Here is a 22,765-nt window from a genome sequence, read left to right on the forward strand (position 1 = left end):
AGGGCCCACCATGGCCGACACATCGATCGGGACACCCGCGCAGCTGCGCGATCCGAATTACACACCGCCGCTTCACAAGGCGGTGCCCCTCGGCATCCAGCACGTGCTGGCGATGTTCGTTTCGAACGTCACGCCCGCGATCATCGTCTGCGGCGCGGCGGGCTTCGGCTTCGGCTCGAACAGCCCGGATTTTCCGCAGATGATCTACATGATCCAGATGTCGATGTTCTTCGCGGGCATCGCGACGCTGTTCCAGACCATCGGCATCGGTCCGGTGGGCGCGCGGCTGCCGATCGTGCAGGGCACATCCTTCGCCTTCATCCCGATCATGATCCCGCTGGTGGCGGGCAAGGGGGTCGACGCCATCGCCGTGCTGATGGGCGGCATCCTCGTGGGCGGCCTGTTCCATGCCTGTCTCGGGCTCTTCATCGGCCGCCTGCGCTTTGCGTTGCCGCCGCTGGTGACGGGCCTCGTGGTGACGATGATCGGCCTCGCGCTCGTCAAGGTCGGCATTCAATACGCCGCCGGGGGCGTTCCGGCCATCGGTACGCCGGAATACGGCTCGCTGCTGAACTGGTCGATGGCGCTCGTGGTGATCCTCGTCACGCTGGGGCTGAAGTTCTTCACCCGCGGCATGCTTTCGATCTCGGCGGTGCTGGTGGGCCTTCTGGCGGGCTATGCCTTCGCCTTCGCCCTGGGCGAGGTCAATCTGGGCAATGTCGGCCGCGCGGCCCCCTTCGCCCTGCCGAACCCGCTGCATTTCGGGTTGGAATTCAGCGTGGCGGCGATCATCGGCTTCTGCCTGATGTCCTTCGTCTCCGCCGTGGAGACCGTGGGCGACGTGTCCGGCATCACCAAGGGCGGCGCCGGGCGCGAGGCCACCGACAAGGAAATCCAGGGCGCGACCTATGCCGACGGCATCGGCACGGCGATCTCGGGTCTCTTCGGCGCGCTGCCCAACACCTCATTCAGCCAGAATGTGGGCCTGATCGCCATGACCGGCGTCATGAGCCGCACCGTGGTGACCATCGGCGCGATCTTCCTGATCGTCTGCGGCCTGCTGCCGAAGATCGGGGCCATCATCTCGTCGGTGCCGATCGAGGTTCTGGGCGGCGGTGTCATCGTCATGTTCGGCATGGTGGTCGCCGCCGGTGTCTCGATGCTGTCGGATGTGGTCTGGAACCGCCGCAACATGGTGATCTTCGCCATCTCGCTGTCGCTGGGCCTCGGCCTGCAGCTCGAGCCGGGTGCGCTGCAGCACCTGCCGGCCACGGCCAAGGTGCTGGCCACCTCGGGCATCCTGCCGGCGGCGCTGATCGCCATCGTGCTGAACCTCGTGCTGCCCGCGCAGCTTTCGGACGAGGCGACCGAGGAGGTTTCGGGCGGCATGTCCGGCCATGCCAAGGGCGCGCTCGTGAAGGACGGCCAGGCCTGACCCAAGCGGGACGGCGCCCGGACCGGGCGCCGTCCGATTGGCCGATCACACAACCTGAGAAGCAAAAAAAAGCAGCCGCTTGCGGCTGCTTTTTCGTTCTGTATCGCAGGTCCGCGTGGCCGCGTCAGCCAGCCGACCCGAGTGCCGGACGCAACGCCATGTGCCGGTTGACGTCCTTGTAGAGCAGGTAGCGGAAGCGGCCCGGCCCACCGGCATAGCAGGCCTGCGGGCAGAAGGCGCGCAGCCACATGTAATCGCCCGCCTCGACCTCGACCCAATCCTGGTTCAGCCGGTAGACCGCCTTGCCCTCGAGCACATAGAGCCCGTGCTCCATCACGTGGGTTTCGGCGAAGGGGATCACCGCGCCGGGCTCGAAGGTGACGATGGTGACATGCATGTCGTGGCGCATGTCCGCGGGATCGACGAAGCGCGTCGTGGCCCATTTGCCATCGGTTCCGGCCATCGGCGTCGGCGCCACGTCCTGTTCGTTGGTGACGATGACCTCCGGCCGGGGCAGCCCCTCGACGGGGCTGTAGGCCTTGCGGATCCAGTGAAAGCGCAGGGCCGCGTCGCCGTCATTGGTCAGGTGCCACGCGGTTCCTGCGGGCAGGTAGACATAGCTGCCCGGACGCAGCGCATGGGTCGCGTCGCCGATGCCGAGGCGTCCGGTGCCCTCCACGACGAACAGCACGCCCTGCGCGCCGGGGTCGGTTTCGGGGCGGGTGGAGCCGCCGCCGGGCGACACCTCCATGATGTATTGCGAAAACGTCTCGGCGAAGCCGCTGAGCGGGCGCGACAGCACCCAGAGACGCGTGCGGTCCCAGAACGGCAGGAAGCTCGTGACGATGTCCTGCATCGTGCCGCGCGGGATCACCGCATAGGCGTCGGTGAAGACTGCCCGTCCGGTCAGAAGCTGCTCCTGCGGCGGGTGGCCGCCTGTCGGTGCAAAATATCGTGCGGTCATAACGGCTCCAAAGGTGACAAACCCGGCGATGATACGCTCCCGTCCGGGCGGGTGACCACCCGCCACTTCCCGACAGCACCTTTCGGCTTTCACGAAGAATGGCGCGGGTTTTGTCGGAAATGCCGGAAGGTGGCGGGCCTGTGGCTGGGCGCGGCGTCAGCCCGTCGCCGAGGCGCCGCTCGCCACGACCGCCCCGGCGAGGCAGGCCGAGGCGGCGACGCCGTCGATCAGGGGCACGCCGGTCCGCGCCGACAGGCGGGCTTTCAGCGGCGCCATGCCCGCGCACCCGAGGATCGCGCAAGCGGCCGCATCCTCGCGGGCCGCGGCGTCGATTTCCGCCGCGATGCGGTCGATGGTTCCGGGCGCGCCTTCGTCGATGGTCAGGACGGGCAGGCCGCTGGCCCGCACCGAGGCGCACAGCGCCGTATAGCCCTGATCGCGCAGGTTTTCCTCGATCACCGGGATCGAGACCGGCAGCGACGTGATGACCGAGAAGCGCAGGCCGAGAAGCTGCGCCATCACGTAGCTCGCCTGACCGATGCCGAGAACCGGACAGCCCGCCTGCGCCCGCGCCTCGGCAAGGCCGGTGTCGTCGAAACAGGCGATGACGATGGCGTCGGCCCCTTGCGCACGGGCCACCGGCAAAAGCTTCAGGAGGCCCGGCACCGATGCCTCGCCATCCGCCTTGCCCTGGATCGCCGCGGGGCCGCGTGCATTGGTCAGCCCCGCGATCTCGGCGCCGGGAAGGGCCGCGCGCGCGCTCGCGACGATGCCCTCGGTCATCGAGACGGTGGAATTGGGGTTGATGTAGACGAGTTTCATACGCCTTGCCCCGCATCCGAGCCCAGACGCGCCCGGCGCTTGCCCATGATCCACACGGCCAGCAGGAAGACCGCGATGATGGCGAAGGAAAACAGCGTCGTCAGCGTGCCGAGCGCGTAGATCACCGGGGTGGTGACGTTGGTGGTCATGCCGAAGATCTCCAGCGGCAGGGTGTTGTAGCTGCCGGCGGTCAGGAGCGTGCGGGCGAACTCGTCATAGCTCAGCGTGAAGCCGAACAGCGCCACCCCGATCAGCGAGGGCGCGATGATCGGCAGCACCACGTAGCGGATGGTCTGCCACGAGGTCGCGCCCTGGTCGCGGGCGGCCTCCTCGTAGCTCTTGTCGAAGCGGTTGAAGACCGCGAACATGATCAGCAGGCCGAAGGGCAGGGTCCAGGTCAGCTGCGATCCGAGGCCGGAGCTAGCCCAATGCACCTTCAGCCCGAGCTGGTTGAAGATCAGCCCGACCCCCAGCGACACGAGGATCGACGGGATCACCAGCGACGTGATCGCGGCGTAGAACAAAATGGCCGACCCGGCGAAGCGCTTGCGGAAGGCAAGCCCCGCCATCACCGACACCACGACCGTGATGACCATGACGATCAGCCCGAGGGCGAAGCTGCGCCGGAACGCGCCCCAGATATCGCCCACCGCCTGCTCCTCGAACAGGTCGCGGAACCAGTAGAGCGAGACGCCGTTCATCGGGAAGGTCAGGCCGCCTTGCGGGCCCTGGAAGCTCAGGATGCCGATGGTCAGGATCGGCCCGTAGAGGAACAGGACGAAGAGCCCGAAGAAGGCCGCAAGCACGTAGAAGGAACGGGGGCGGCGGTCCATGTCACAGCTCCTTTCGGATGTTGACGAAGCGCAGGAGGATGGCGATCACGATCAGCACCGTGCAGAGAAGCACGACGGCGGTGGCCGCGGCGGAGGGATATTGCAGCAGCCCGATATCGTTCGAGATCAGCCGGCCCACATTGGCGCGCTGCGATCCGGACATGAACCGCACGGTGATGAAATCGCCCATCACCAGCGTCACCACGAAGATCGTGCCGATCATGATGCCGGGCTTGGTGAGCGGAATGATGATGTGCACCAGCGTCTGAAACCCCGACGCGCCGGCGTCGCGGGCCGCCTCCAGCAGCGATTTGTCGATCCGCATCATGGTGTTGAAGATCGGCACCACCATGAACAGCGTGTAGAGATGCACGAAGGCGAGAAGCACCGAGAAGTCCGAATAGAGCAGCCATTCCAGCGGCTCGTCGATCACCCCCCAGGAGATCAGCGTCTGGTTGGCGATGCCGTTGCGCCCGAGAAACGGGATCCACGAGATCATGCGGATGATGTTCGAAGTCCAGAACGGGATCGTGCAGATCAGGAACAGCGCCACCTGCATCGTCAGGCTGCGCACGTGGAAGGCCAGGAAATAGGCCACCGTGAAGCCAATCACGAGCGTCAGCGCCCAGGTGATCAGCGCGTATTTGAAGGTGGCGAGGAACACCCGGTAGGTGACCGGGGAGCCGAACAGGAACTCGTAATTGTCGAACTGGAAGGCCGGGTAGATCGAGAACTCCGTGGCCCCCCAGAAGCTGACGATCACGATCATGACGATAGGCGCGATCAGGAAGGCCAGCAGGATCGCGGCCAGCGGCGCGGCCTGCAGCCAGCCCAGGACGTGGCGGTTCGTGCTCATATGGGCGCGGCCCTTCTGTTTCTTGCCGTCGGTCTGCGCGGGAGGGGCACCGGGGGACAGCACGCCCCCCGGACGGACGCCTTGCGGCGCCACGTGTTCGGCAATGCCGGGATCAGGCCGCGATGAACTCGTTCCACTTGCGGACCATGTACTGGTTCTCGTCCATCACCGCGTTCCAGCAGGCGACAGCGCCCATGCGGTCGTAGAACGAGCCGCCGTCGCGCACGTCGCCCGCCTGGGCCAGCGCGTCGCCGCCGGGCGAGGTGATGACGTCGGTGGCTTCCTTGCCCTCGAACCAGTAGCCCCACTCGTTCTCGCTCATGAACGCCTTCGAGGTCTCCGGAACGGCCGAGTAATAACCTTGGCGCATCAGGTAGCCGCCGACCCAGCCCGAAAGATACCAGTTGATGTAATCGTAGGCCGCATCGAGCTCCATGCCCGACAGCGAGTTCGACAGGCCGATGCCGCCGCCCCAGCTGCGATAGCCTTCCTCGAGCGGCTGGTAGACGCAGGGGATGCCGCGGGACTTGACCGCGGTGATCGCGGGCGACCACATCGACTGGATCACCACCTCGCCCGAGGCCATCAGGTTCACGCTCTCGTCGAAGGTCTTCCAGAAGGCGCGGAACTGGCCGTTGCGCTTGGCTTCGGTGAAGATCGCCATGGTCTGGTCGATCTCTTCGCGGGTCATGTTGCCCTTGTCGCCATAGGTGATCTCGCCCATCGATTCGCAGACCATCGCCATGTCCATGATGCCGATCGACGAGATGTCGAGGATCGAGGCCTTGCCCTGGAATTCGGGGTTCAGAAGCTCCGACCAGTTGCGGATCGGGCGGCCGATCAGGTCGGGGCGGATGCCCAGCGTGTCGGCGTTGTAGATCGTCGGGATCAGCGTCATCCAGCCGGTCTCGCTGTCGGCGAAGGTGGTGCCGCCGGGGCCGTCGACGAAGCCCACGGTGTGGGGCGCGGTGCCCTGGGCGATCTCGCTCTCGGGCGTCAGCTTGCCGTCCCGGAAGATGCCGACGATCTTGTCGTAATTGGCGATCCGCGAGGTATCCATCGCCTGCAGGTTGCCCGTCGGCCAGACCTTCTTGCAGATCCAGTATTCGATATCGGCGATGTCGAAGCTGTCGGGCTGGGTGGCGGCGCGCTGGGTCACGCTGTCGCTGTCGAGGGCGGTCATCTCGAGCGTGAAGCCGAGGTCTTCCTTCACCTTGTTCGCCACGTCGTTGAGGTTCGACACCCCGGTGCCGAACTGGCGCAGCACGATGTCCTTGGTGTCCTGCGCCCAGAGCATCGGGGCGGGCAGGGCGGAGGCCGCGAGCGCCGCGCCGCCGGTTCTGAGAAGCGCGCGGCGGGTGTAGCCGGCCTTGGGTTTCGCGAGTTTCGTCATCGTCTTGGTCCTCTCTCTGTTGGGTCTTCGGGGTTTTTGGGAATGTGCGGCCGGTCAGGCCTCGAGGCGGTGCAGGCGGCTGTCGTCCCAGCTCAGCCGGACCGCGTCGCCGGGCGATTTCGGTGCGGCGAAGAACGCCTCTTCGGGCAGGAGCGCCAGCACGTCGTCGCCGCTTTCGGTGCGCGTGGTGACCGCCACTGACGCGCCCTGGTACTCGACGGCGGTGATCGTCGCGGGCAGACCGTCCTGTCCCAGCTGCACCGCGTCGGCGCGCACCGTCGCCTTGCCGCCGGGCAGGCTGATGACGTTGTGCCCGCCGATGAAGCGCGCGACGAACTCGGTGCGGGGCGTGGCCCAGACCTCGCGCGCGGGGCCGGCCTGTTCGATCACCGCGTCGTTCATCACGACGATCTCGTCGGCCAGTGCCAGCGCCTCGTCCTGACCGTGGGTCACGTGGATGAAGGTGATGCCCAGCTCGCGCTGCAGCTTCTTCAACTCGGCGCGCATGCGGATGCGCAGGAAGGGATCGAGGGCCGAAAGCGGCTCGTCGAGCAGCAGCACCTTGGGCTCGGTCACAAGCGCGCGCGCGAGCGCCACGCGCTGCTGCTGTCCGCCGGACAATTGCGCGGGCAGCCGGTCGGCCAGATGCGTCATGTCCACCAGCGCCAGCAATTCGTTCGCGCGGGCGTGCCGGCTGGCCTTGTCGACCCCCTTCATGCGCAGCGAGAAGGCCACGTTGTCGCGCACCGACAGATGCGGAAACAGCGCGTAGTTCTGGAACATCATCGCCGTGCCGCGCTGCGCGGGCGGCAGGAACGACACGTCATGCCCGTCGAGCAGGATCGACCCTTCGCTGACCTCCTCGTGGCCCGCGATCATCCGCAGGGTGGAGGACTTGCCGCAGCCCGACGGCCCGAGCAGGCAGACATAGCTGCCCGGTGCGAAAACGTGGTTTATGTCGCGCACCGCGACCGTCTCGCCGTAGCGCTTGGTCAAGCGCACCAATTCAAGGTCAAAGCCGCCGCGCATGAAGCCCCCGTGTCGCTTGTTGACCCAAAGTCAGCACCGCCGACGCCCCGGCGTCACGAAAATGCGTCATGGCGGCGGGCGCAAAATCGCCTCGGCTTAAATTTTCCGCATTCTGCACAAGGATGTGCACTAAATAAAGTGCAGTAATGTATACAATTCGGCCTGCAGACCTCGCGCCGCCCTCCGCTCTTGTCCCGCGCGCCGCGAATCGAAATAACGGGCGGCGGGCAGAAGAAGGGTCGGACGGCATGACAGGCTTGGATCTCAAGCAATGGACCAGCGACAGCGTCGCCGCGGATCTGGAGCGGGCGATCCATGAGCATCGTCTGCCGCCAGCCACCAAGCTTGGCGAGGACGAGCTGGGCGAGGCCTACGGCATCAGCCGCACCACCGTACGCGCGGCGCTTCACGCGTTGTCCCATCGCCGTCTTGTCGAGCTGAAGCGCAATCGCGGCGCTTTCGTCGCCCAGCCCAGCGTGCGCGAGGCCCGCGAAGTGTTCGAGGCGCGCGCCTTGCTGGAGCCGCGCACGGCGCATTCCGCCGCCGAACGCATGACCGAACCCGCGCTTGCGCGGCTGCGCGAGAGCATCGTGCAGGAACATGCGGCGATGCAGGCCGGGGATGACGGGCGTGCGCTGTTCCTGTCGGGGCAATTTCACTTGGAGATCGCCCGCATCGCCGACCAGACCACCATCGAGGCGTTCATCTCTGAGCTGGTGTCCCGTTCCTCGCTCATCATCGCGCTCTATTGGCGCAGACGGGCGGCCCTGTGCGAAACGCAAGCGCATCACGCGCTTCTGGAAGCGTTCGAGCAGCGCGACGGCGCCGCCGCGGAGCAATTGATGAAGAGCCACCTGCTCGATCTCGTGGCCTCGCTCGATCTTCGCAACGTGGCGGAGCCCGCCACCTCGCTCCGCGAAGCGCTCAAGAAATGACCGGGGCCCGGTTCCGCACCGCGACGCCGGACGACGTGGTGCAGATGCTCGACTGGGCCGCGGCGGAGGGCTGGAACCCGGGGCTGGAGGATGCGGAGGCCTTCTTTGCGGCCGATCCCGCGGGCTTCTTCGTGGCCGAGATGGAGGGCCGGGTCGTCGCCGCGATTTCCGTGGTTAACCATTCCGAGCAATTCTCCTTCCTCGGGCTTTATCTCTGCACGCCGGAATTTCGCGGGCGCGGGATCGGATTCGGGCTGTGGCAACATGGCGTCGCTCATGCGGGCACGCGGACGATCGGCCTCGACGGCGTCGCCGCGCAGGAGGGCAATTATGCCAAGTCGGGCTTCGTGCTGGCCGGACGGACGCGCCGTCTGGCCGGGCATTTCGAGAGCGAGAATGTGACGCTGCCGCTGGTCGGGCCGGACGACCTCCCGCCGCTGGCCTTGCGCGATGCGGCGGCGACGGGTGTGACGCGGGATCGCTTTCTGCGCGCCTGGCTGGCGGAGCGTCCGACGCGCAAGACGGTGATGCTACGCGGGGAAGGTGCCGAGGTGACGGGCTTCGCCACGGCGCGGCGCTGCCGAGAAGGGGCCAAGATCGGGCCGGTCATTGCGCCGGATGCCGAGACGGCCCTCGCGCTCGCGCGACAGGCGGCGTCCGCTTTGGGCGAGACGTCGGTGATCATCGACGTGCCAGACAGCGCCCCGGCCTTCGGCACGCTCTTGCGTGCGCACGGGTTCACGGAGGGCTTCGCCACCGCCCGGATGTATCGCGGCCCCGCACCCGGGACGGATGGGACGCTGCACGCGGTCGCGACTCTGGAGCTGGGTTAGGCGGGCAAGGCGCGAATTCGCGCGGCGGTGTCGTTGGCTGCCGCGAAATCCTCGGGCGCTGTCGAAAAGGCCAGGGGTGAGTCGGATCGCCCATTTCCGCCCGCACCACCTGCCATCGAGAACCCGAACCGGAAAACGGCAAACGATTTGCAAACACCGCCAAGGGCTTCTCCGAAAGTCCACAACCTCAGGTTTGCCGGGATGACTTGCGCACGCTTTCGTTGTATCCTCGGCAGCATTATTTGAGCCGGAGAAATTTTTATGACGTATTTATCTCATCCGCGTTTTGCGGCCCTGCTGTGCTGTCTGACGCTCATCCCCGCCCATGCGCTGGCGCAGGATTCCTTTGCCGATCTGCGCGAGCCGCCGCGCAACCTGGCGGAGCTGTTCCAGCAGGTCGAGGACACCGAAACCCTCGATCTCGACGAGGCCGTCGCGCGCCGTATCGAAACCCGGGCGGAGTTCGGCGGCGAAGCGCGCGCGCATGTGCTGGTGCGGCTGGCCGAGCCCCTGACGGGTATCCTGCGCGACCGTCTGGCAGAGCAGGGCCTCGAGATCATCGACCGGTTCGACGCCGATATCTGGATCGCCCGGACCGACCGCGCCGGTGCGGATCTGCTCGATCAGAGCGAGGATATCAGCGCCGCCGCCATCATCCCGGCCGCCGCCAAGGTGTCGCCGTTGATCTCGCTCGAGACGCCGTTCGACTGGCAGCGGCGCGACGGCTCGGAAGAGCTGGGCTATTCCATTCTGTTCCACAAGGGCGTCACGGCGGACGAGGCCGTCGGCACGCTCTCGGATGTGGCGGAGCTGGAGATCGACCGCGTCGATCCGCTCGGCTTTTCCTACGTGCGGTCGCTGACGGTGCCGCTGACCGCGGACGAGCTGCTGAGTGTCGCCAACCTCGATATCGTGCAGTTCATCGAACCCGAAGCGGCGCCGGTGATCGACAACAACCGCAACAACACCCAGCCGCTGTCCAATGTCGATGACGTGCAGGTAGCGCCGTACAACCTGTCCGGCGCGGGTGTGACCGTGGGTGTGTGGGAAGCGAATGACGTCGTGCGCGCCACCCATGTGGACCTGACCCCGCGCGTCACGGTGCAGCCGGGCCAGACCGCGAGCCAGGATGGCCACGCGCTGCACGTCACCGGCACGATCGGTGCTTCGGGCGTCAACAATCCCGCCGCGGAAGGCATGGCGCCGGCGGTCACCATCCTGTCCTGGGATGCGGCCTCAGACGCGGCTGAGATGGCCGTGGCGGCCGCCCCCGGCGCCGCGAACCGGATCGTCGCGTCGAACCATTCCTACGGGATTGGGATCGGCTGGGACAATGCAGGCCTGGTCTTCGGCTCGCAGGCGGCCTTCGGCTCTTACACCAACCTGTCGGTCGGGTTCGATCAGGTGATCGCCGGGGATGGCGTCAGCGTTCCCGCGACCGACCTCGTGGTGCTGAAATCGGCGGGCAACGACCGCAATGACGGTCCGGGCGCCGGGCCGAACCCGGACGATTGCAACCAGGGCAGCGCCGCCTTCGATGCCGATTGCCTCGGGCCGCGGGCCTCGGCCAAGAACCCGATCACCGTCGGGGCGATGAATGGCGGTGCCTTGATCGCCAACTTCTCGAGCTTCGGTCCCACCGATGACGGGCGGCTGAAGCCCGATCTCGTGGCCAACGGCACCAATGTCTTGTCGCTGGGCGACGCCACCGGGCCGCAGACCGATACCGGCACCTTCACGACGCAGGGCACGTCGATGTCGACCCCTGCGGTCACCGGGATCGTGGCGCTTCTCTTCGAGGAGATCGCGGATCAGGGGTTGCCGCTTCCCTCCGCCGCCGCGATCAAGGCGATCCTGATCCAGACCGCCCGCGACGTGGCGGGCACGGGGCAGGCGCAGGTCGGCCCCGATTTCGCCACCGGCTGGGGCATCGCCGATGCGCAGGCCGCGGTCGACCTGCTGCGCCGGCCGGGCGGGCCGGGCTTTGCCGAAGGCACGCTGACCGCGACGGGTGCAGGCGGGGCCTGGGAATTTCCCTTCGTGGTGCCCGCAGGCGAGCCTGAAATGCACGTGACGCTCGCATGGATGGACCTTCCGGGTACGCCGACAGGGGCCGGGCCGGAACTTGTGAACGACCTTGATCTGCGGCTCATTCCGCCCGGAGGTGGTGCGGCCGTGAACCCGTGGACGCTGAACCCGGCCAACCCGATCCAGGCGGCGGTGCGCAATGGCGGCGACGACGCGCTGAACCCGGTCGAGCAGGTGTCGGTGCTCAATCCCGCCGCGGGCACGTGGCTCGCCCGGGTGACCGCCAAGCCCGGCAGCCTTGCGCTCGGGGCCCAGCGCTTTGCCATCGCGGGGCCGATCACGCCCGATACCGGGCCCATCGCGGGGCCGAAGGCCAACATCATGATGGTGCTCGACAAGTCGGGCTCGATGATCCTGCCCTCGGCCACGACGGGGCTGACCAAGATGGCGGCGATGCAGAATGCCGCGCGCGCCTTCGTCGATTACATGTCGCTTGTGGGCGGGCACAATCTGGGTGTCACCGCCTTCGACAGCGCCGTCGCATCGACCGTGCCTGTGGTCGGGCTGCAGAGCCTCGATGCCACCTCGGCGGGGAATGCGCGCACCGCGATCGGCAACCTGTCGGCGGGGGGCTTTACCAATATCATCGACGGGGTGGACGATGCGGTGGGCCAGCTTGCCGGGCCGAACGCCACCAATTCCGACGACGTGGTGGTGCTGTTCTCGGACGGGCGGCACAACCGGCCCACCGGATCGGATGTCACTGCCATCGACACGCTGATGGCGGATCCCACGCGCTTTTTCTCCATCGGTTATGGGACGGATGTGGATTCGACCGTGCTGCCGGGCGTCGCAGCCAATCATGACGGCGTGCATCTCGAGGAACAGGGGCTGCAGGCGGGCCAGCTAGCCAAGCTGTTCATGGTGGTGGGCGGGCTGGCCGCGGACGAGACGATCATCGTCGATCCGGACTACCCGATGCCGCCGGGAGGCCGGGCCGACCAGAACATCCTCGCGACCAAGGCCGACCGCGCGATCACCTTCGCGACCTTCTGGAACGAGCCCCAGGCGCGCAAGATCGCGCTGCAGCTCTTCGGTCCGGCCAAGGATTGCCGGGTGCCGATGGACCAGCACGAAGGCTTCGACATGGCGACCGGTACGGGCTACGCGCTTGTCCGGATCGAGCTGCCCTATGCCTGCATCGCCGGCAACGAGGATCAGGTGATGCATGAAGGGACCTGGCGGCTTTCGATGCGCAATACCGGCGCAACGGACGACGTCGCCAAGGTCGTGGTCCTTTCGGACAGCGGCGTCACGCTGCGCAGCGACAGCAAGGCGGGCGGCGGTAAGGCGCTTCTGACCGCCCGGCTTGTGGAGGGGGGCGAGCTTCTGCGCAAGGGCGTGCGCATCTTCGCCAATATCCGCCCGAACAGGCCCTCGTCGGGCGACAGCGAAAAGCTGGACGCGATCACCGACGGGCGCTTCGACCCGGACCGGCCGGTGCGCGGAAGGGATCGCATCACCGGCGGCGGCCTGCTCGCCTCACCCACGATCACCGTGCAGCCGGGCCGTCTGCGCGGGACCATGGACAGCGCCGATCCGATGGCGGACATGCCCGAGGACCAGATGCTCTCGATCGACCCGCGGCTCAGCATCAACGAGGACGTGCTGGGCCTTCTGCGCGGGCGCGCGGCGGAGCTGCAGCTCAGCCCCGAATTGCTGGCGCAGCTGCAGGGCCGGTTCCGCATCCCGCCGCAACCCACGGGGATCGAGCTTCTGGACGACGGCACGAACGGCGACGCGCAGGCCAATGACGGCATCTTCTCGGTCATGGTCGCGGTGCCGCAGCCCGGTCTCTACCAGACCCATATTCGCGCGACCCAGGCCCGCCCCGAAGGCCTGATGACCCGCGAGGCGCTGGGGTCCTTCGTCTCGAATTGAGACGCGCCCCGGCGCGAACGCCTTCCGGTTTCGGCCGGGAGGCGTTTTCTTTTGCGGGAAGAGGTTGGGATTTGAGGCGCCTTTGCGTGAGGCGATTTTTCCGGCCCGGAGCCGTGAGGCCGCGACCACAGGGGCACTTCGGGTCCGATGTGCCTTGGCGGATCTTCGGCGGGCCGATTTGACTTCACAGGATCAGTGCTCTCGGCCTGAGCAGTCCCCGCGGCTTCACGCAAAGCGACCGCTCACCGCGCGGAAGTCTGCGGCAAGGCCTCGGGCCACCTCATCCGAACCGCGTCAGCAGCGCCAGAACATCGGAGCGGTGCAGCACACCGGCGACCCGCGTCTGATCGAGGACGGGAAAGACGCGGTGGGGATGGGTCGCGAACTTCTCTGCCACGCGGATGACCTCGTCCTCGATGTCCACGCAGATCACCTCGGTCGACATGTGGTCGGCAACTTGGCCGGTCCATTCGCGGTGGTAACTGGCATGCAGGGCCGGGCGGAAGCAGTCCTTCTGGGTCAGGATGCCGACGAGGCGTCCGTCATCCGCCAGAACCGGCGCCGCGGCGGCCTTGGCATCGACCAGCACCGCGACGGCCCGCCGGATCGGAGTGTCCGGCGTCAGGGTCGGAATGTCGGTGCGCATGATGGCGCCGATGCGGTATTCGGTCATCGCGCGCCCCCGGTTTCCGCGCGTTTGCGCAGGGGACAATCCGCGCAGCGCCCGATGGCGAGCCGGTCGGCGGCGCCGCAGCTCGACCGGGCCGGGCCGCGCCCGAGGAAAAGCCCGAGGCCGAGGCCCCCCGCCGCCAGCGTCACCACCCCTATGGCGAAGAGGATCTCCATCAGCGGGCGCTCCGGCTCATAACAACAGCTCCGGCATGTGGCCGGTGGTCACGCGGCCTGGACCGCCGGACTCCTCGAACAGGAACAGGGCCGCGATGCCCCGGGACGCGGCAAGTTCGGGGCCTGCCACATCGCCTGCGGCAAAGAGCGCCGTCGCCCATCCATCGGCCGACATCGCATCCTCGGCGGCCACGGTCACCGACCGCAGGGCGCCATCGACGGGGCTTTGCGTTTTCGGGTCAATGAGGTGGCTGTAAAGTCGGCCGTCCACGACATATCCCTGTGCGCGGGTCCCGGAGGTGGCCACCGCGTGTCCGTCCGGAACGCGCAAGCGCGCAGGGATCGGCCCGCCCGGCACAGGCGGCTCCACCGCCAGATGCCAGTCGCGCCCGTCGGGATGCCGGCCGAGGGCGATGAATTCCCCGCCGAGTTCCAGCAGAAGATCGGTGCGCCCGAGGGCGCGCGCGTGTTGGGCCACCCGATCCAGCGCCCAGCCTTTCGCGATGCCGCAAAGATCGAGCGTCAGGTCCCCCCGGGTCTTCCCGACACCGCTGGCGCCGACGGAAATGTCCCGCCAGCCGGGCACGCCACCGCCCCGGATCGGTCCGAAGCCCCATTGCGCGACCAGCGGTCCCACGGTCGGGTCGAAGGCCCCGTCGCTCAGGCGGGCAAGGCGCATCGCCGCGCGGGTGACCTCGATCAGCGCAGGATCGGCGTTCGGCTCGCCTGCCTCCGCCGCATTGAAGCGGCTGATGGCGCTTTCCGGACGCCAGGGCGAAAGCGCCGCGTCGATTTCGGCAAAGAGCGCCTCGAACAAAGGGCGAAGATCGGCGGACCGCAGAGCAGGCGCCGCGACAGCGCGCCAGGAACTGCCGAAGGCCGCGCCGGAGACGACCTCGACCGGCGGTCCCGCGAAGGCGGCGGCTGGCAGGGCCAGCGATGCGCCCAGGAGCCCCAGCGCGCCGCGTCTCGTCTGTGTAAAGGAGCGTGTCATCGGTCTCAGGCTCCGAAATCGTCGTAATAGATCATGTCCGGCTCGACCCCGAGCCGGTGCAGCGTGGCAAGGACCGCCGAAATCATAACGGGCGGCCCGCAGAGATAATACTCGCATTCTTCGGGCGCGGGATGATCGCGCATCTCGGCGCCGAGGATTTCGTGCACGAAGCCGGTGGCCCCGGTCCACCGGTCGCCCGGGGCCGGATCGGACAGCGCGGGCGTCCAGCTGAAGGCCGCGTTCTCCGCCGCGAGCCGGGTGAACTCGTCGGCATAGAAAAGATCCGCGGCGGACCGCGCGCCGTAGAAATACCGGACGCGACGGTTGGTACCTCTCGCGATCTGCTGATGGATCATTGCCCGCAGGGGCGCCATGCCGACGCCGCCGCCGACAATGACCATCTCCCGGCCCGTGGGCTGGATGTGGAACTCGCCGAACGGCCCCGAGAGCATGATCTCGTCGCCCGGCTCGATCGCGAACAACCAGGACGACACGATCCCGGGCGGGACCTCCTGTTCGCGGCCCGGCGGGGGAACGGCGAGGCGGATGTTGAAGACCGCGTGGCCGCTATCCTCGGGGCGGTTCGCCAGCGAATAGGCGCGGGTCACGGAGGTCTCCGAAGTGACCGACATGGATTGCCAGCCCGCGATCTTCCATGCGTCGCGGAATTCCTCCGGCAGCTCGAGCGTCTCGAAATCGAGCGTGAAGGGCGGCGCGGTGACCTGCATGAAATCGCCCGCCTCGAAGTCCGGCGACCGGCCCTCGGGCAGCGCGACGACGATCTCGCGGATCAGCGGCGCAAGCATCCGCGTCGAGGCGACCCGGCAGGACATGCCGCCCTCTGCGGTCAGAATGTCGTCGGGCACCTCAACTGCGCAATCGCCCCGCAGGCTGGTCTGGCAGGCGAGGCGCACATGCGCCCGGCGATCCCGTGGGGAAAGCACCCCGCGTTCGGTCGCCTGTGGTTCGCCGGCGCCCGCACCGGTGACGGTCACGCGGCAGAGGCCGCAGGTTCCGGACCCGCCACAGGCCGCCGGGACCATGATGCCGGCCCCGTGCAGCACGCCGAGGAGCTTGTCGCCGCGCCGGGCCACCACATGCCGCGCGCCGTTCACCGCCACGTCGAGCCCGGTCTCGGGAATGAGCGTCCGGCGCAAGAGGACTAGGCCGATCGACATCCCGACGATGAGCGCGACGATCACGAGGCTGCCGATCAGGACCTCGGTCATTGCGTCGCCGCCATCTGCGCGAACGAGGAAAATCCGAGCGACATGAGCCCGGTCAGGACGAAGGCGATCCCGAGGCCGCGCAACCCGGCCGGCATATCCGCATAGGCCAGCCGGTTGCGGATCGCGGACAGCATGACCACGGCGATTGCGAAGCCGACACCGCTGCCGAGGCCGAAGACGGCGGATTGCGCCAGCGTGTAGCTGCGCTCCACCATGAACAGGCTGCCCGCAAGGATCGCGCATTGAACGGTCAGAAGGGGCAGGAAGACGCCGAAGGCCGCGTGCACCGCCGGCAGGAAGCGGTCGAGCAGCATCTCGAGAAGCTGCACCGCCGCGGCGATCACGCCGATGAAGGCGATCAGCGACAGGTAGGAGAGGTCGAGCTCCGGCAGACCGAGCCAGGCCCATGCGCCAGGCGCCAGAAGCGTCTGGTAGATGATCTGGTTGAGCGGGACCGTCACGCCCAGAACGCAGGTCATCGCAACGCCCAAACCCAGCGCGGCTTCGGGCCGGCGCGACAGCGCGAGGAACGTGCAGAGCCCCAGAAACAGGATCAGCGGCATGTTGTCGACGAAGGCCGCGTTGAGGAAAAGCGCCCAGAGATCGGTCATTCCGCGGGCTCCGCGCGGGCGGGCGGGGTGTGTTCCGGCGCTTCCACCTGTTCGGGGCGCAGGCTGCGCAGGGCCCAGACCAGAAGCCCGAGCAGGAAGAAGGCCGAGGGCGCCAGAAGCATCAGGCTGAGCGGCGTGAACCACCCGCCCTCATCGGCCAGCGGCAGGACGGGCACACCGAAAAGCGCACCGTTTCCGAAGAATTCGCGGATCCCGCCCAGCAGGATCAGGATGACGGAATACCCGAAGCCATTGCCGAAGGCGTCGACCATCGCCGGCAGGGGCCTGTGGTGGCGCGCATAGGCTTCCGTGCGGCCGAGCACCAGGCAATTCGTGGTGATGAGCCCAACATAGACCGACAGGGCGCGGCTGATTTCGGCGAAATAGGCCTGCAGGACCTGGTCGATCACGATCACCAGCGAGGCCACGATGACGATCTGGACGATGAGCCGGATCGTGTCCGGGATATGCCGCCGGATCACGCTGACGATGCCCGCGGCCAGCGTCAGAACGATCGTCAGGGCGACGGACATCGTCAGCGCGGTGGCCAGCGAGGTCGTGACCGCCAGCGCGGAGCAAATCCCGAGGATCTGCAGCGTCACGGGGTTCTGCCGGATGAGCGGCCCGGTCAGGATGTCCCAATAATCCGTCTTCGCGGCCATGGCTCAGAACTCCCCGCGCTCGATGGCCTCGAGAAAGGGCGCATAGCCGTCCGGACCCAGCCAGAAGCGCACCATCTGGGTGATCCCGCGCCCGGTGCGCGTCGCCCCGGTGATGCCGTCGACTTCGTAGGCGCCCGAGCCTTGCCCGCGCGCCACGCGAAACCGCAGATCGCCGCTGCCATCGCGCAGCTCCGTGCCCGGGAATTCGGCCTGCCAGGCGCTTTCGGATATGCGTCCGCCAAGGCCCGGCGTTTCGCTGTGATGGATGACGGCCAGACCGGCAATCGTGTTCAGATCGCCGTGGAGTGCGAGGATCGCCTCGATCCGCCCGCCATAGCCCTGGCCGATCAGCGGCAGCAGGACGAGGGAGATCGCCTCGCCGTCGCGCAGCAGGAAGACCTGCATGTAATCGGGGCGTTGCCCGAGGCCTGCGATATCCTGTTCGGCGTCGAGCACGGTCCAGTTCAGCGGGTCCGAGAGGGCGGCATCGAGACTGTCGCTGGTGATCCCCTCGGCGGCCCGTCCTGCGTCGAGATCCAGCACCAGCGTCGACAGCGCGCCCTCGGCCTGTTCCAGCGTGTGGGCGATGCCGGGGATGCCCTGCAGCAAGGCCTCGATCCGGGCCTGCTCTTCCGCGGCCCGGTTCGCGGACTGGATCGGTCGCAGATACACGGTGGCCCCGCTGACCAGCGCCGCGCAGATCGCGGAGACGAGAAAGGCCACGATCAGCGTCTTGGCCCGGCTGTCATTGGGCAGCGCCAAGAGGCGCAGCCACGGATTCCAGTCACGTCCTGCCATGACGCCTCCTGCGTTTGGCGACCCAGAGCGCGATCGCCGCCTCGTCGAGAAGCGGTGCGGCGAGGGAGGTGAGAAGCGCCGCGGCGATGCCGGCCTGGACGGGCGCGGCACCGGTCCAGCCGTTGGCGAAGAGGATCACCAGCGCCGCGAAAAGCCCGCCGCCCAGCCAGCGCCCCAGCGTCGTGCCGGGACTGGTGACCGGATCGGCGACCAGCAGGATCAGGACGAGGCCCGCCGCGTATAGATCCGCCGTGGCCAAAAGGCCCGCAGCCGCGCCGCCCGCGGCGACAATCGCGGCGCCGAGGATCAGGGCAGGGGGCATGACGCCCAAAGCGATGCCGATGGTCCCCGCGGCAATCGCGGCCCAGGCCACCGGATCGTCGAAAACCGGCCAGGCGAAGGCGGGAAACCCGAAGCCCAGAAAGGACAGGGCGACGGACGCGGGATGCACCACGTTGCGGCCCCAACCGCCGAAGACGAGCTCTCCCATCACCACGCCGAAGCTCACGCCGAGCGCGAGACGCAAGGCCCCCAGATCCTCCGGTGCCAGGATCGCGATGGCGAGCGCCGTCGTGATCGCCGCAAGCGACGGTGGTTGCGCACGGATGAGCATGAAGACCAGATGCCAGATCGCGATCACCAGAAAGGCGGTGAGCAGGCGGATGGCGCCCTGCGCGTCTCCGAACCACGCCCAGAAGATCGCGATGGGCAGATGCGCCGCGATAAGCAACGCGGCCACGGTTTCGCGATCCCACATGCCCCGCATCACGCTGCGAACTCCCGCTGGATCCGGTCGAGCATGCCGCGCAATTGCGCCTTGAGCGCGCCGTCCGCGCTCAGGATGTAATCCGCAAGGGCCACATCCTCTTCGAGCAGCGACAGAACGCCGAGTTTCATGGCCGTCTCGTCGTCGCCGGCTCCCAGCGCCCGGATGAATGGCATCACGGGCAGCGTGTCGCCGAAGGCCCGGCTCAGCGCGGCGGTCGGAATGGCCGGTGTGCCCGTTGCGGAGCGGGTGAGTGCCGCGCGCAGCCAATGCCTTTGAACCGGGCCGGTGTCGCGGGGCAGAACGGTCACCTGCCGGTGACGGGGCGCCAGCCATTGCGCGGTGTGACCGTCCAGCGCCGAACCGGAGATCACGCTGTGCGGTCCGGGTGCGACGAGCCGATGGGTCAATTGGCGCAGATCGGCGCCGAAATGGGTGCGGACGCTTCGCGCCTCGCGCAGCGCGGGCCCGGCAATCCGGACGAGCCGCGCCATCGGCAGGATACCAGTGCGCAGCAAGGTACCGAGGGCCGCGGTGTCTTCGGCGTGAATGTCCCAGACCGGCGTGTCGAGACCCGCGGGGCAGAGCTGGTGAAGACGGATGCCTGCGGCCCCTTGGGGATGGCGGGCGCCGCAGATCACCTTTCGAATGCGCGTCTGGTCCCGGGCGTTCTCGACGAGATCGAGGCCTTTCGATTGCAGAAGAAAGACGGGACCGTCGGTCAGGGTCGCCAGCGCGGCCATGCCCCGGGCAAGGTCGTCTTCCCGCCCCTCAAGGGCCCGGCGCGGATCGGATGCGAGAGGCCGGGTATCCGCCGCCATGACCATGATCGCGGCGGGGCGTTCGTCATGGCGCGGCATCCCACCGAAAGGCCTGCGCCGGAGCCATGGCCAGAGGCCGGCGGTCTGCATCAGCCGGCGCATGCCGGATGGCGTGTCCGCCTGGCGGATGTCGTGTTCGGCGCGGGCGTCCCCCTCGCGGAAAAGCACGATCCGGGAAAGCTTGCTGCCCGGGTCCAGCGCTATCCGCGCCACGCGCCCCGATATGGGCGCGACAAAGCAGATATCCGGCTGATGGCGCAGGCAGGCCACGGGCTTTCCGCGCGGCACGAAGTCGCCTTCGCGCACGAGTGCCGTCACCCGAAGTTCGGAACCCGCAGGCGTCTGAACGGCCGCTTCCTCGGTCACGACCTCGTCGATCCCGGGCATTTCGGCCGGTGACGGTATGTCCGGCATCAAGCCGGTTCCGGAAGCATGAAAAACCATGACGTTCCTGCCTGCCGCGCCTGCGCGCCCTGTCGCCTGCGCCGCGGAGTAAAAATAAATTTGGTGAATTCGTACCACAAAAGTGGTTTTCTGGAAGATATTGCATTGATTTTGATGAGGGATAAAATGGGCATCATTCGACGTCCCGGCCTCGTTTTCTCAGGCCTTTCCGCGTTCGCGACCGCGATTTTTTTGGCAAATTCCGGTTTCGGGCAGGACCCTGCGCCGGGTGCGGGCGACAGCCCCGACGACGCCACCACCTCCTTCGTTCTGCCGCGGTCCGGGCCGTTCGAGCCCGCCGATATCAGCATCGGCAACGAGGCCGCGATTGCCGACTGGTTTCGCTCCGCCCATGCCAATGCCGCGTCCGAAGCCTTCAGCCACTGGGACGACGACGGCGAGATCCGCGCGGCCTGCGCCACCTGCCATTCCGGGGAAGGCTTCCGCGATTTCCATGGTCTCGATGGCAGCGCCGCCGGCGTTGTCGACGGGACGATCGATGTGGGCGGCGTGGTCGATTGCGGGACCTGCCACAATGCGGGCCTCGCCGATATCACCGAAATCACCTTTCCAAGCGGGCTCGTCCATCCGGTCACCGGGGTCGAGGCCTCCTGCCTGACCTGTCACCAGGGGCGCTCGGCCGGGATCGACGTGGAGGAGGCCATCGCCGATCTGCCGCTGGACGAAGCCAATGCCGAATTGCGGTTCATCAACCCGCATTACGCGACGGCCGCCGCCACCTGGCTGGGGGGCTACGGCGCGTCGGGCTATCACTACGACGCGCGCGACTATTCCGGTCGGTTCTTCCATGCGCGGCCCGTGGAAAGCTGCAATTCCTGCCATGAGCCGCATACGCTCGAGGTCTCGCTCGAGCCCTGTCTGACCTGCCATCAGGCCGATCGTTTCGAAGACATCCGCATCGCCCGGCAAAGCTATGACGGCAGCGGCAACACCACCGTCGGCATTCGCTCCGACATCAATGCCAATGCCGATCGCCTGATGGACATGATCCGCGCCTATACCGACGAGGTTGTCGGCGCGCCGGTCATCTATGACGGGAACCGCTACCCCTATTTCTTCTCCGATGCGAACGGCGACGGGGCCATCGACATGGAGGACGGCTCACCGGTCCCCTACGGGTCCTGGACACCGAGAAGCCTGCGGACGGCCTTCAACTGGAAGCTGGTGACCACCGATCCCGGGAACTACGCCCACAACCCGGAATACGTTCTGGAATTGCTGTACGATTCCATGGCGGATCTGGGGGAGCCGATGGATATCGACATCGACGAGATCGGCTTGCGTCGCTGAGGTTTGGCATGGCTGTGCGATGCTTCGGGGCGGTTCTGGCGTTATGACGTTGCCGTCTTGGAGGTGCCTCTGTGGGCACTTCCCGCCGATCAGCGGTCAACCGTCGCGGCCCTGTGCGAACACCCCTGACGAACCATCCCTAGTGCCAAGGGCAACTAGCCCCGGTTTGCGTGCGCCGACGTAGCCGGGGTTTCTTTTTTGGACGGGGTTAGAGTGGCGACCTTTCAACGATCAAGTGCAGCCATCATTTCGTCGAAGGATTCAAGTTCCAAAATGGGATTCGTTTCGCCGATCTGCTTTCCATAGTAGTTGAGCCATCTATTCCCAAGCAGGTTGACAAAATCACTTAGTTCGTCGTTGACTTCATCATCGCGGTAGAACGGATACCAGCCCGAAAACTCCATCCCATCGGGTTTAATCCTCGTAGGAATGTTGGGATTCATATACATTACGCTATCGGTGTGTTCGTCGGCGTAATTGTCGCCCATAATCGTTGCCAAGTTGAAAAGCATGGTTTGGTGCCCGAACAAGGGTTGCTGATCCATAGCAATCAGGATCAGCAGCTTGGTGTCGTCGTTTCCATATGTAGCTTTGGATTTTCGGAGTTGTTTCCGAGCTTGCTTTATTCGTTGCTCAATTGAGCGCCGCACGCGCTTTCTCATGAGCTTTGCCGCAGCTTCCGGCACGGGTTCATTTCGAAAGAACACCCCCGTAACCTCCGAACCTGTGCACCCGGCGTCTATGTAGGCTTGTGTTAACTGCTTAACAGCGTCGGGGCCGGAGTAAATACCTTCCAGTGTTTTCAGTTCCGCAATGACGTTGTGTACTTTAAACCAGTAGTCCGCGTTTAACGGCACCTGTGCCTTGTTCTCGATCAAGTCCGAAATCTTTTTGCCGCCAAACTCAGCCACGAATGCGTCAAAGGTTTCTTCGACGTGCAGGGGGTCGGGACGTTCCGAAAGTGGCCGCGCTTGTCTGTGCTTCCGGTCGTATTGCTCGATACGTTTGCGCGCTTTGGCTTTGGAGCGTTTTTGTTTGAACCTTTCGAACACGCTTCTTCACCTTCACCATGACGTAAAACCTTATCCTAGCGCCCACTCGAAACGAGAACGAACTTTTTTGCGTGGGTTACTGATCGCTGTAAAGCTGCGACATGCGGTCACGCCTTCGTGAGCGAAAGAGGGGCCAGAACACCGCTAACAACCACTGGACAA

At 66.6% G+C, this 22,765-nt stretch carries 21 protein-coding genes; 5 read left to right on the forward strand and 16 right to left on the reverse strand.

Annotation, left to right across the window (positions count from 1 at the left end):
• The first annotated feature begins 10 nt into the window (after window positions 1-10).
• Window positions 11-1,435 carry a uracil-xanthine permease family protein gene (locus BW990_RS15990; RefSeq protein WP_076449551.1) on the forward strand — a complete coding sequence of 475 codons (1,425 nt, stop codon included), beginning with the start codon at window positions 11-13 and terminating at the stop codon, window positions 1,433-1,435.
• A 124-nt stretch (window positions 1,436-1,559) separates the two neighbouring features.
• Here the strand turns inward: BW990_RS15990 and BW990_RS15995 are convergent, their stop codons facing one another.
• The 6 genes from BW990_RS15995 to BW990_RS16020 form a co-directional block, all read right to left on the reverse strand.
• A complete protein-coding gene (locus BW990_RS15995; protein ID WP_076449553.1) occupies window positions 1,560-2,399 on the reverse strand; it encodes a bifunctional allantoicase/(S)-ureidoglycine aminohydrolase in 840 nt (279 codons plus the stop codon).
• A gap of 156 nt (window positions 2,400-2,555) precedes the next feature.
• Complete coding sequence (locus BW990_RS16000) at window positions 2,556-3,221, reverse strand: aspartate/glutamate racemase family protein (protein WP_076449556.1); 666 nt, start codon at window positions 3,219-3,221, stop codon at window positions 2,556-2,558.
• Window positions 3,218-4,054: an ABC transporter permease gene (locus BW990_RS16005; RefSeq protein WP_076449558.1), complete on the reverse strand. Its 837-nt coding sequence runs from the start codon at window positions 4,052-4,054 to the stop codon at window positions 3,218-3,220. Before BW990_RS16005 ends, BW990_RS16000 begins: the two co-directional genes overlap by 4 nt.
• A gap of 1 nt (window position 4,055) precedes the next feature.
• Entirely contained in the window at window positions 4,056-4,910 is an 855-nt protein-coding gene (locus BW990_RS16010) for an ABC transporter permease (protein ID WP_076449561.1), read from the reverse strand.
• A 112-nt stretch (window positions 4,911-5,022) separates the two neighbouring features.
• Window positions 5,023-6,303, reverse strand: a complete 1,281-nt coding sequence (locus BW990_RS16015; protein ID WP_076449563.1) for an ABC transporter substrate-binding protein — start codon at window positions 6,301-6,303, stop codon at window positions 5,023-5,025.
• Window positions 6,304-6,357: 54 nt separating this feature from the next.
• Entirely contained in the window at window positions 6,358-7,332 is a 975-nt protein-coding gene (locus BW990_RS16020) for an ABC transporter ATP-binding protein (protein ID WP_076449566.1), read from the reverse strand.
• Window positions 7,333-7,580: 248 nt separating this feature from the next.
• Here BW990_RS16020 and BW990_RS16025 point away from each other — a divergent pair, with 248 nt between their 5' ends.
• The 3 genes from BW990_RS16025 to BW990_RS16035 all read left to right on the forward strand — a co-directional run bounded on the left by BW990_RS16025 (window position 7,581) and on the right by BW990_RS16035 (window position 13,069).
• On the forward strand, window positions 7,581-8,267 hold the full coding sequence (locus BW990_RS16025; RefSeq protein WP_076449568.1) for a GntR family transcriptional regulator: 687 nt from the start codon (window positions 7,581-7,583) through the stop codon (window positions 8,265-8,267).
• Entirely contained in the window at window positions 8,264-9,100 is an 837-nt protein-coding gene (locus BW990_RS16030) for a GNAT family N-acetyltransferase (RefSeq protein ID WP_076449571.1), read from the forward strand. The genes BW990_RS16025 and BW990_RS16030 overlap by 4 nt, the downstream gene beginning before the upstream one ends.
• A 261-nt stretch (window positions 9,101-9,361) precedes the next feature.
• On the forward strand, window positions 9,362-13,069 hold the full coding sequence (locus BW990_RS16035; protein ID WP_076449574.1) for a S8 family serine peptidase: 3,708 nt from the start codon (window positions 9,362-9,364) through the stop codon (window positions 13,067-13,069).
• Window positions 13,070-13,349: 280 nt separating this feature from the next.
• Here the strand turns inward: BW990_RS16035 and BW990_RS16040 are convergent, their stop codons facing one another.
• Genes BW990_RS16040 through BW990_RS16075 form a run of 9 tightly spaced genes read right to left on the reverse strand, consistent with a single transcriptional unit; the run spans window position 13,350 to window position 20,183 of the window.
• Window positions 13,350-13,742 (reverse strand): CBS domain-containing protein, encoded by a 393-nt coding sequence (locus BW990_RS16040; RefSeq protein ID WP_076449576.1) that lies wholly within the window; start codon window positions 13,740-13,742, stop codon window positions 13,350-13,352.
• Window positions 13,739-13,915 (reverse strand): hypothetical protein, encoded by a 177-nt coding sequence (locus tag BW990_RS21100; RefSeq protein WP_200798062.1) that lies wholly within the window; start codon window positions 13,913-13,915, stop codon window positions 13,739-13,741. Before BW990_RS21100 ends, BW990_RS16040 begins: the two co-directional genes overlap by 4 nt.
• A 16-nt stretch (window positions 13,916-13,931) precedes the next feature.
• Window positions 13,932-14,909, reverse strand: a complete 978-nt coding sequence (locus BW990_RS16045; protein WP_083950661.1) for an FAD:protein FMN transferase — start codon at window positions 14,907-14,909, stop codon at window positions 13,932-13,934.
• Between the two features lie 5 nt (window positions 14,910-14,914).
• Entirely contained in the window at window positions 14,915-16,138 is a 1,224-nt protein-coding gene (nqrF, locus tag BW990_RS16050) for an NADH:ubiquinone reductase (Na(+)-transporting) subunit F (RefSeq protein ID WP_076449578.1), read from the reverse strand.
• On the reverse strand, window positions 16,135-16,749 hold the full coding sequence (gene nqrE, locus BW990_RS16055; RefSeq protein WP_076449581.1) for an NADH:ubiquinone reductase (Na(+)-transporting) subunit E: 615 nt from the start codon (window positions 16,747-16,749) through the stop codon (window positions 16,135-16,137). The genes nqrF and nqrE overlap by 4 nt, the downstream gene beginning before the upstream one ends.
• Window positions 16,746-17,411 (reverse strand): NADH:ubiquinone reductase (Na(+)-transporting) subunit D, encoded by a 666-nt coding sequence (locus BW990_RS16060; protein ID WP_076449583.1) that lies wholly within the window; start codon window positions 17,409-17,411, stop codon window positions 16,746-16,748. The genes nqrE and BW990_RS16060 overlap by 4 nt, the downstream gene beginning before the upstream one ends.
• A 3-nt stretch (window positions 17,412-17,414) precedes the next feature.
• Window positions 17,415-18,209 carry an FMN-binding protein gene (locus tag BW990_RS16065; RefSeq protein ID WP_076449586.1) on the reverse strand — a complete coding sequence of 265 codons (795 nt, stop codon included), beginning with the start codon at window positions 18,207-18,209 and terminating at the stop codon, window positions 17,415-17,417.
• Window positions 18,196-18,975: an RnfABCDGE type electron transport complex subunit D gene (locus BW990_RS16070; protein WP_234990281.1), complete on the reverse strand. Its 780-nt coding sequence runs from the start codon at window positions 18,973-18,975 to the stop codon at window positions 18,196-18,198. The genes BW990_RS16065 and BW990_RS16070 overlap by 14 nt, the downstream gene beginning before the upstream one ends.
• On the reverse strand, window positions 18,975-20,183 hold the full coding sequence (locus BW990_RS16075; protein WP_234990282.1) for a Na(+)-translocating NADH-quinone reductase subunit A: 1,209 nt from the start codon (window positions 20,181-20,183) through the stop codon (window positions 18,975-18,977). The genes BW990_RS16070 and BW990_RS16075 overlap by 1 nt, the downstream gene beginning before the upstream one ends.
• Window positions 20,184-20,432: 249 nt before the next feature.
• Here BW990_RS16075 and BW990_RS16080 point away from each other — a divergent pair, with 249 nt between their 5' ends.
• Entirely contained in the window at window positions 20,433-21,551 is a 1,119-nt protein-coding gene (locus tag BW990_RS16080; RefSeq protein WP_076449646.1) for a cytochrome c3 family protein, read from the forward strand.
• Between the two features lie 224 nt (window positions 21,552-21,775).
• Here BW990_RS16080 and BW990_RS16085 read toward each other — a convergent pair whose 3' ends face one another.
• Complete coding sequence (locus tag BW990_RS16085; RefSeq protein WP_076449592.1) at window positions 21,776-22,603, reverse strand: hypothetical protein; 828 nt, start codon at window positions 22,601-22,603, stop codon at window positions 21,776-21,778.
• Window positions 22,604-22,765: the final 162 nt, after the last annotated feature.

This window comes from Roseivivax lentus, assembly GCF_900156805.1.
In the GTDB taxonomy this organism is placed as follows: domain Bacteria; phylum Pseudomonadota; class Alphaproteobacteria; order Rhodobacterales; family Rhodobacteraceae; genus Roseivivax; species Roseivivax lentus.

Coding starts and splice junctions, on each gene's coding strand:
- nqrF (WP_076449578.1), bottom strand. CDS start 16,138: ATGACCGAGGTCCTGATCGGCAGCCTCGTGATCGTCGCGCTCATCGTC.
- BW990_RS16070 (WP_234990281.1), bottom strand. CDS start 18,975: ATGCGGGGCATGTGGGATCGCGAAACCGTGGCCGCGTTGCTTATCGCG.
- BW990_RS16005 (WP_076449558.1), bottom strand. CDS start 4,054: ATGGACCGCCGCCCCCGTTCCTTCTACGTGCTTGCGGCCTTCTTCGGG.
- BW990_RS16015 (WP_076449563.1), bottom strand. CDS start 6,303: ATGACGAAACTCGCGAAACCCAAGGCCGGCTACACCCGCCGCGCGCTT.
- BW990_RS15990 (WP_076449551.1), top strand. CDS start 11: ATGGCCGACACATCGATCGGGACACCCGCGCAGCTGCGCGATCCGAAT.
- BW990_RS16000 (WP_076449556.1), bottom strand. CDS start 3,221: ATGAAACTCGTCTACATCAACCCCAATTCCACCGTCTCGATGACCGAG.
- nqrE (WP_076449581.1), bottom strand. CDS start 16,749: ATGACCGATCTCTGGGCGCTTTTCCTCAACGCGGCCTTCGTCGACAAC.
- BW990_RS16065 (WP_076449586.1), bottom strand. CDS start 18,209: ATGGCAGGACGTGACTGGAATCCGTGGCTGCGCCTCTTGGCGCTGCCC.
- BW990_RS15995 (WP_076449553.1), bottom strand. CDS start 2,399: ATGACCGCACGATATTTTGCACCGACAGGCGGCCACCCGCCGCAGGAG.
- BW990_RS16010 (WP_076449561.1), bottom strand. CDS start 4,910: ATGAGCACGAACCGCCACGTCCTGGGCTGGCTGCAGGCCGCGCCGCTG.
- BW990_RS16025 (WP_076449568.1), top strand. CDS start 7,581: ATGACAGGCTTGGATCTCAAGCAATGGACCAGCGACAGCGTCGCCGCG.
- BW990_RS16075 (WP_234990282.1), bottom strand. CDS start 20,183: ATGCCCGGGATCGACGAGGTCGTGACCGAGGAAGCGGCCGTTCAGACG.
- BW990_RS16030 (WP_076449571.1), top strand. CDS start 8,264: ATGACCGGGGCCCGGTTCCGCACCGCGACGCCGGACGACGTGGTGCAG.
- BW990_RS16060 (WP_076449583.1), bottom strand. CDS start 17,411: ATGGCCGCGAAGACGGATTATTGGGACATCCTGACCGGGCCGCTCATC.
- BW990_RS21100 (WP_200798062.1), bottom strand. CDS start 13,915: ATGGAGATCCTCTTCGCCATAGGGGTGGTGACGCTGGCGGCGGGGGGC.
- BW990_RS16045 (WP_083950661.1), bottom strand. CDS start 14,909: ATGACACGCTCCTTTACACAGACGAGACGCGGCGCGCTGGGGCTCCTG.
- BW990_RS16020 (WP_076449566.1), bottom strand. CDS start 7,332: ATGCGCGGCGGCTTTGACCTTGAATTGGTGCGCTTGACCAAGCGCTAC.
- BW990_RS16040 (WP_076449576.1), bottom strand. CDS start 13,742: ATGACCGAATACCGCATCGGCGCCATCATGCGCACCGACATTCCGACC.
- BW990_RS16035 (WP_076449574.1), top strand. CDS start 9,362: ATGACGTATTTATCTCATCCGCGTTTTGCGGCCCTGCTGTGCTGTCTG.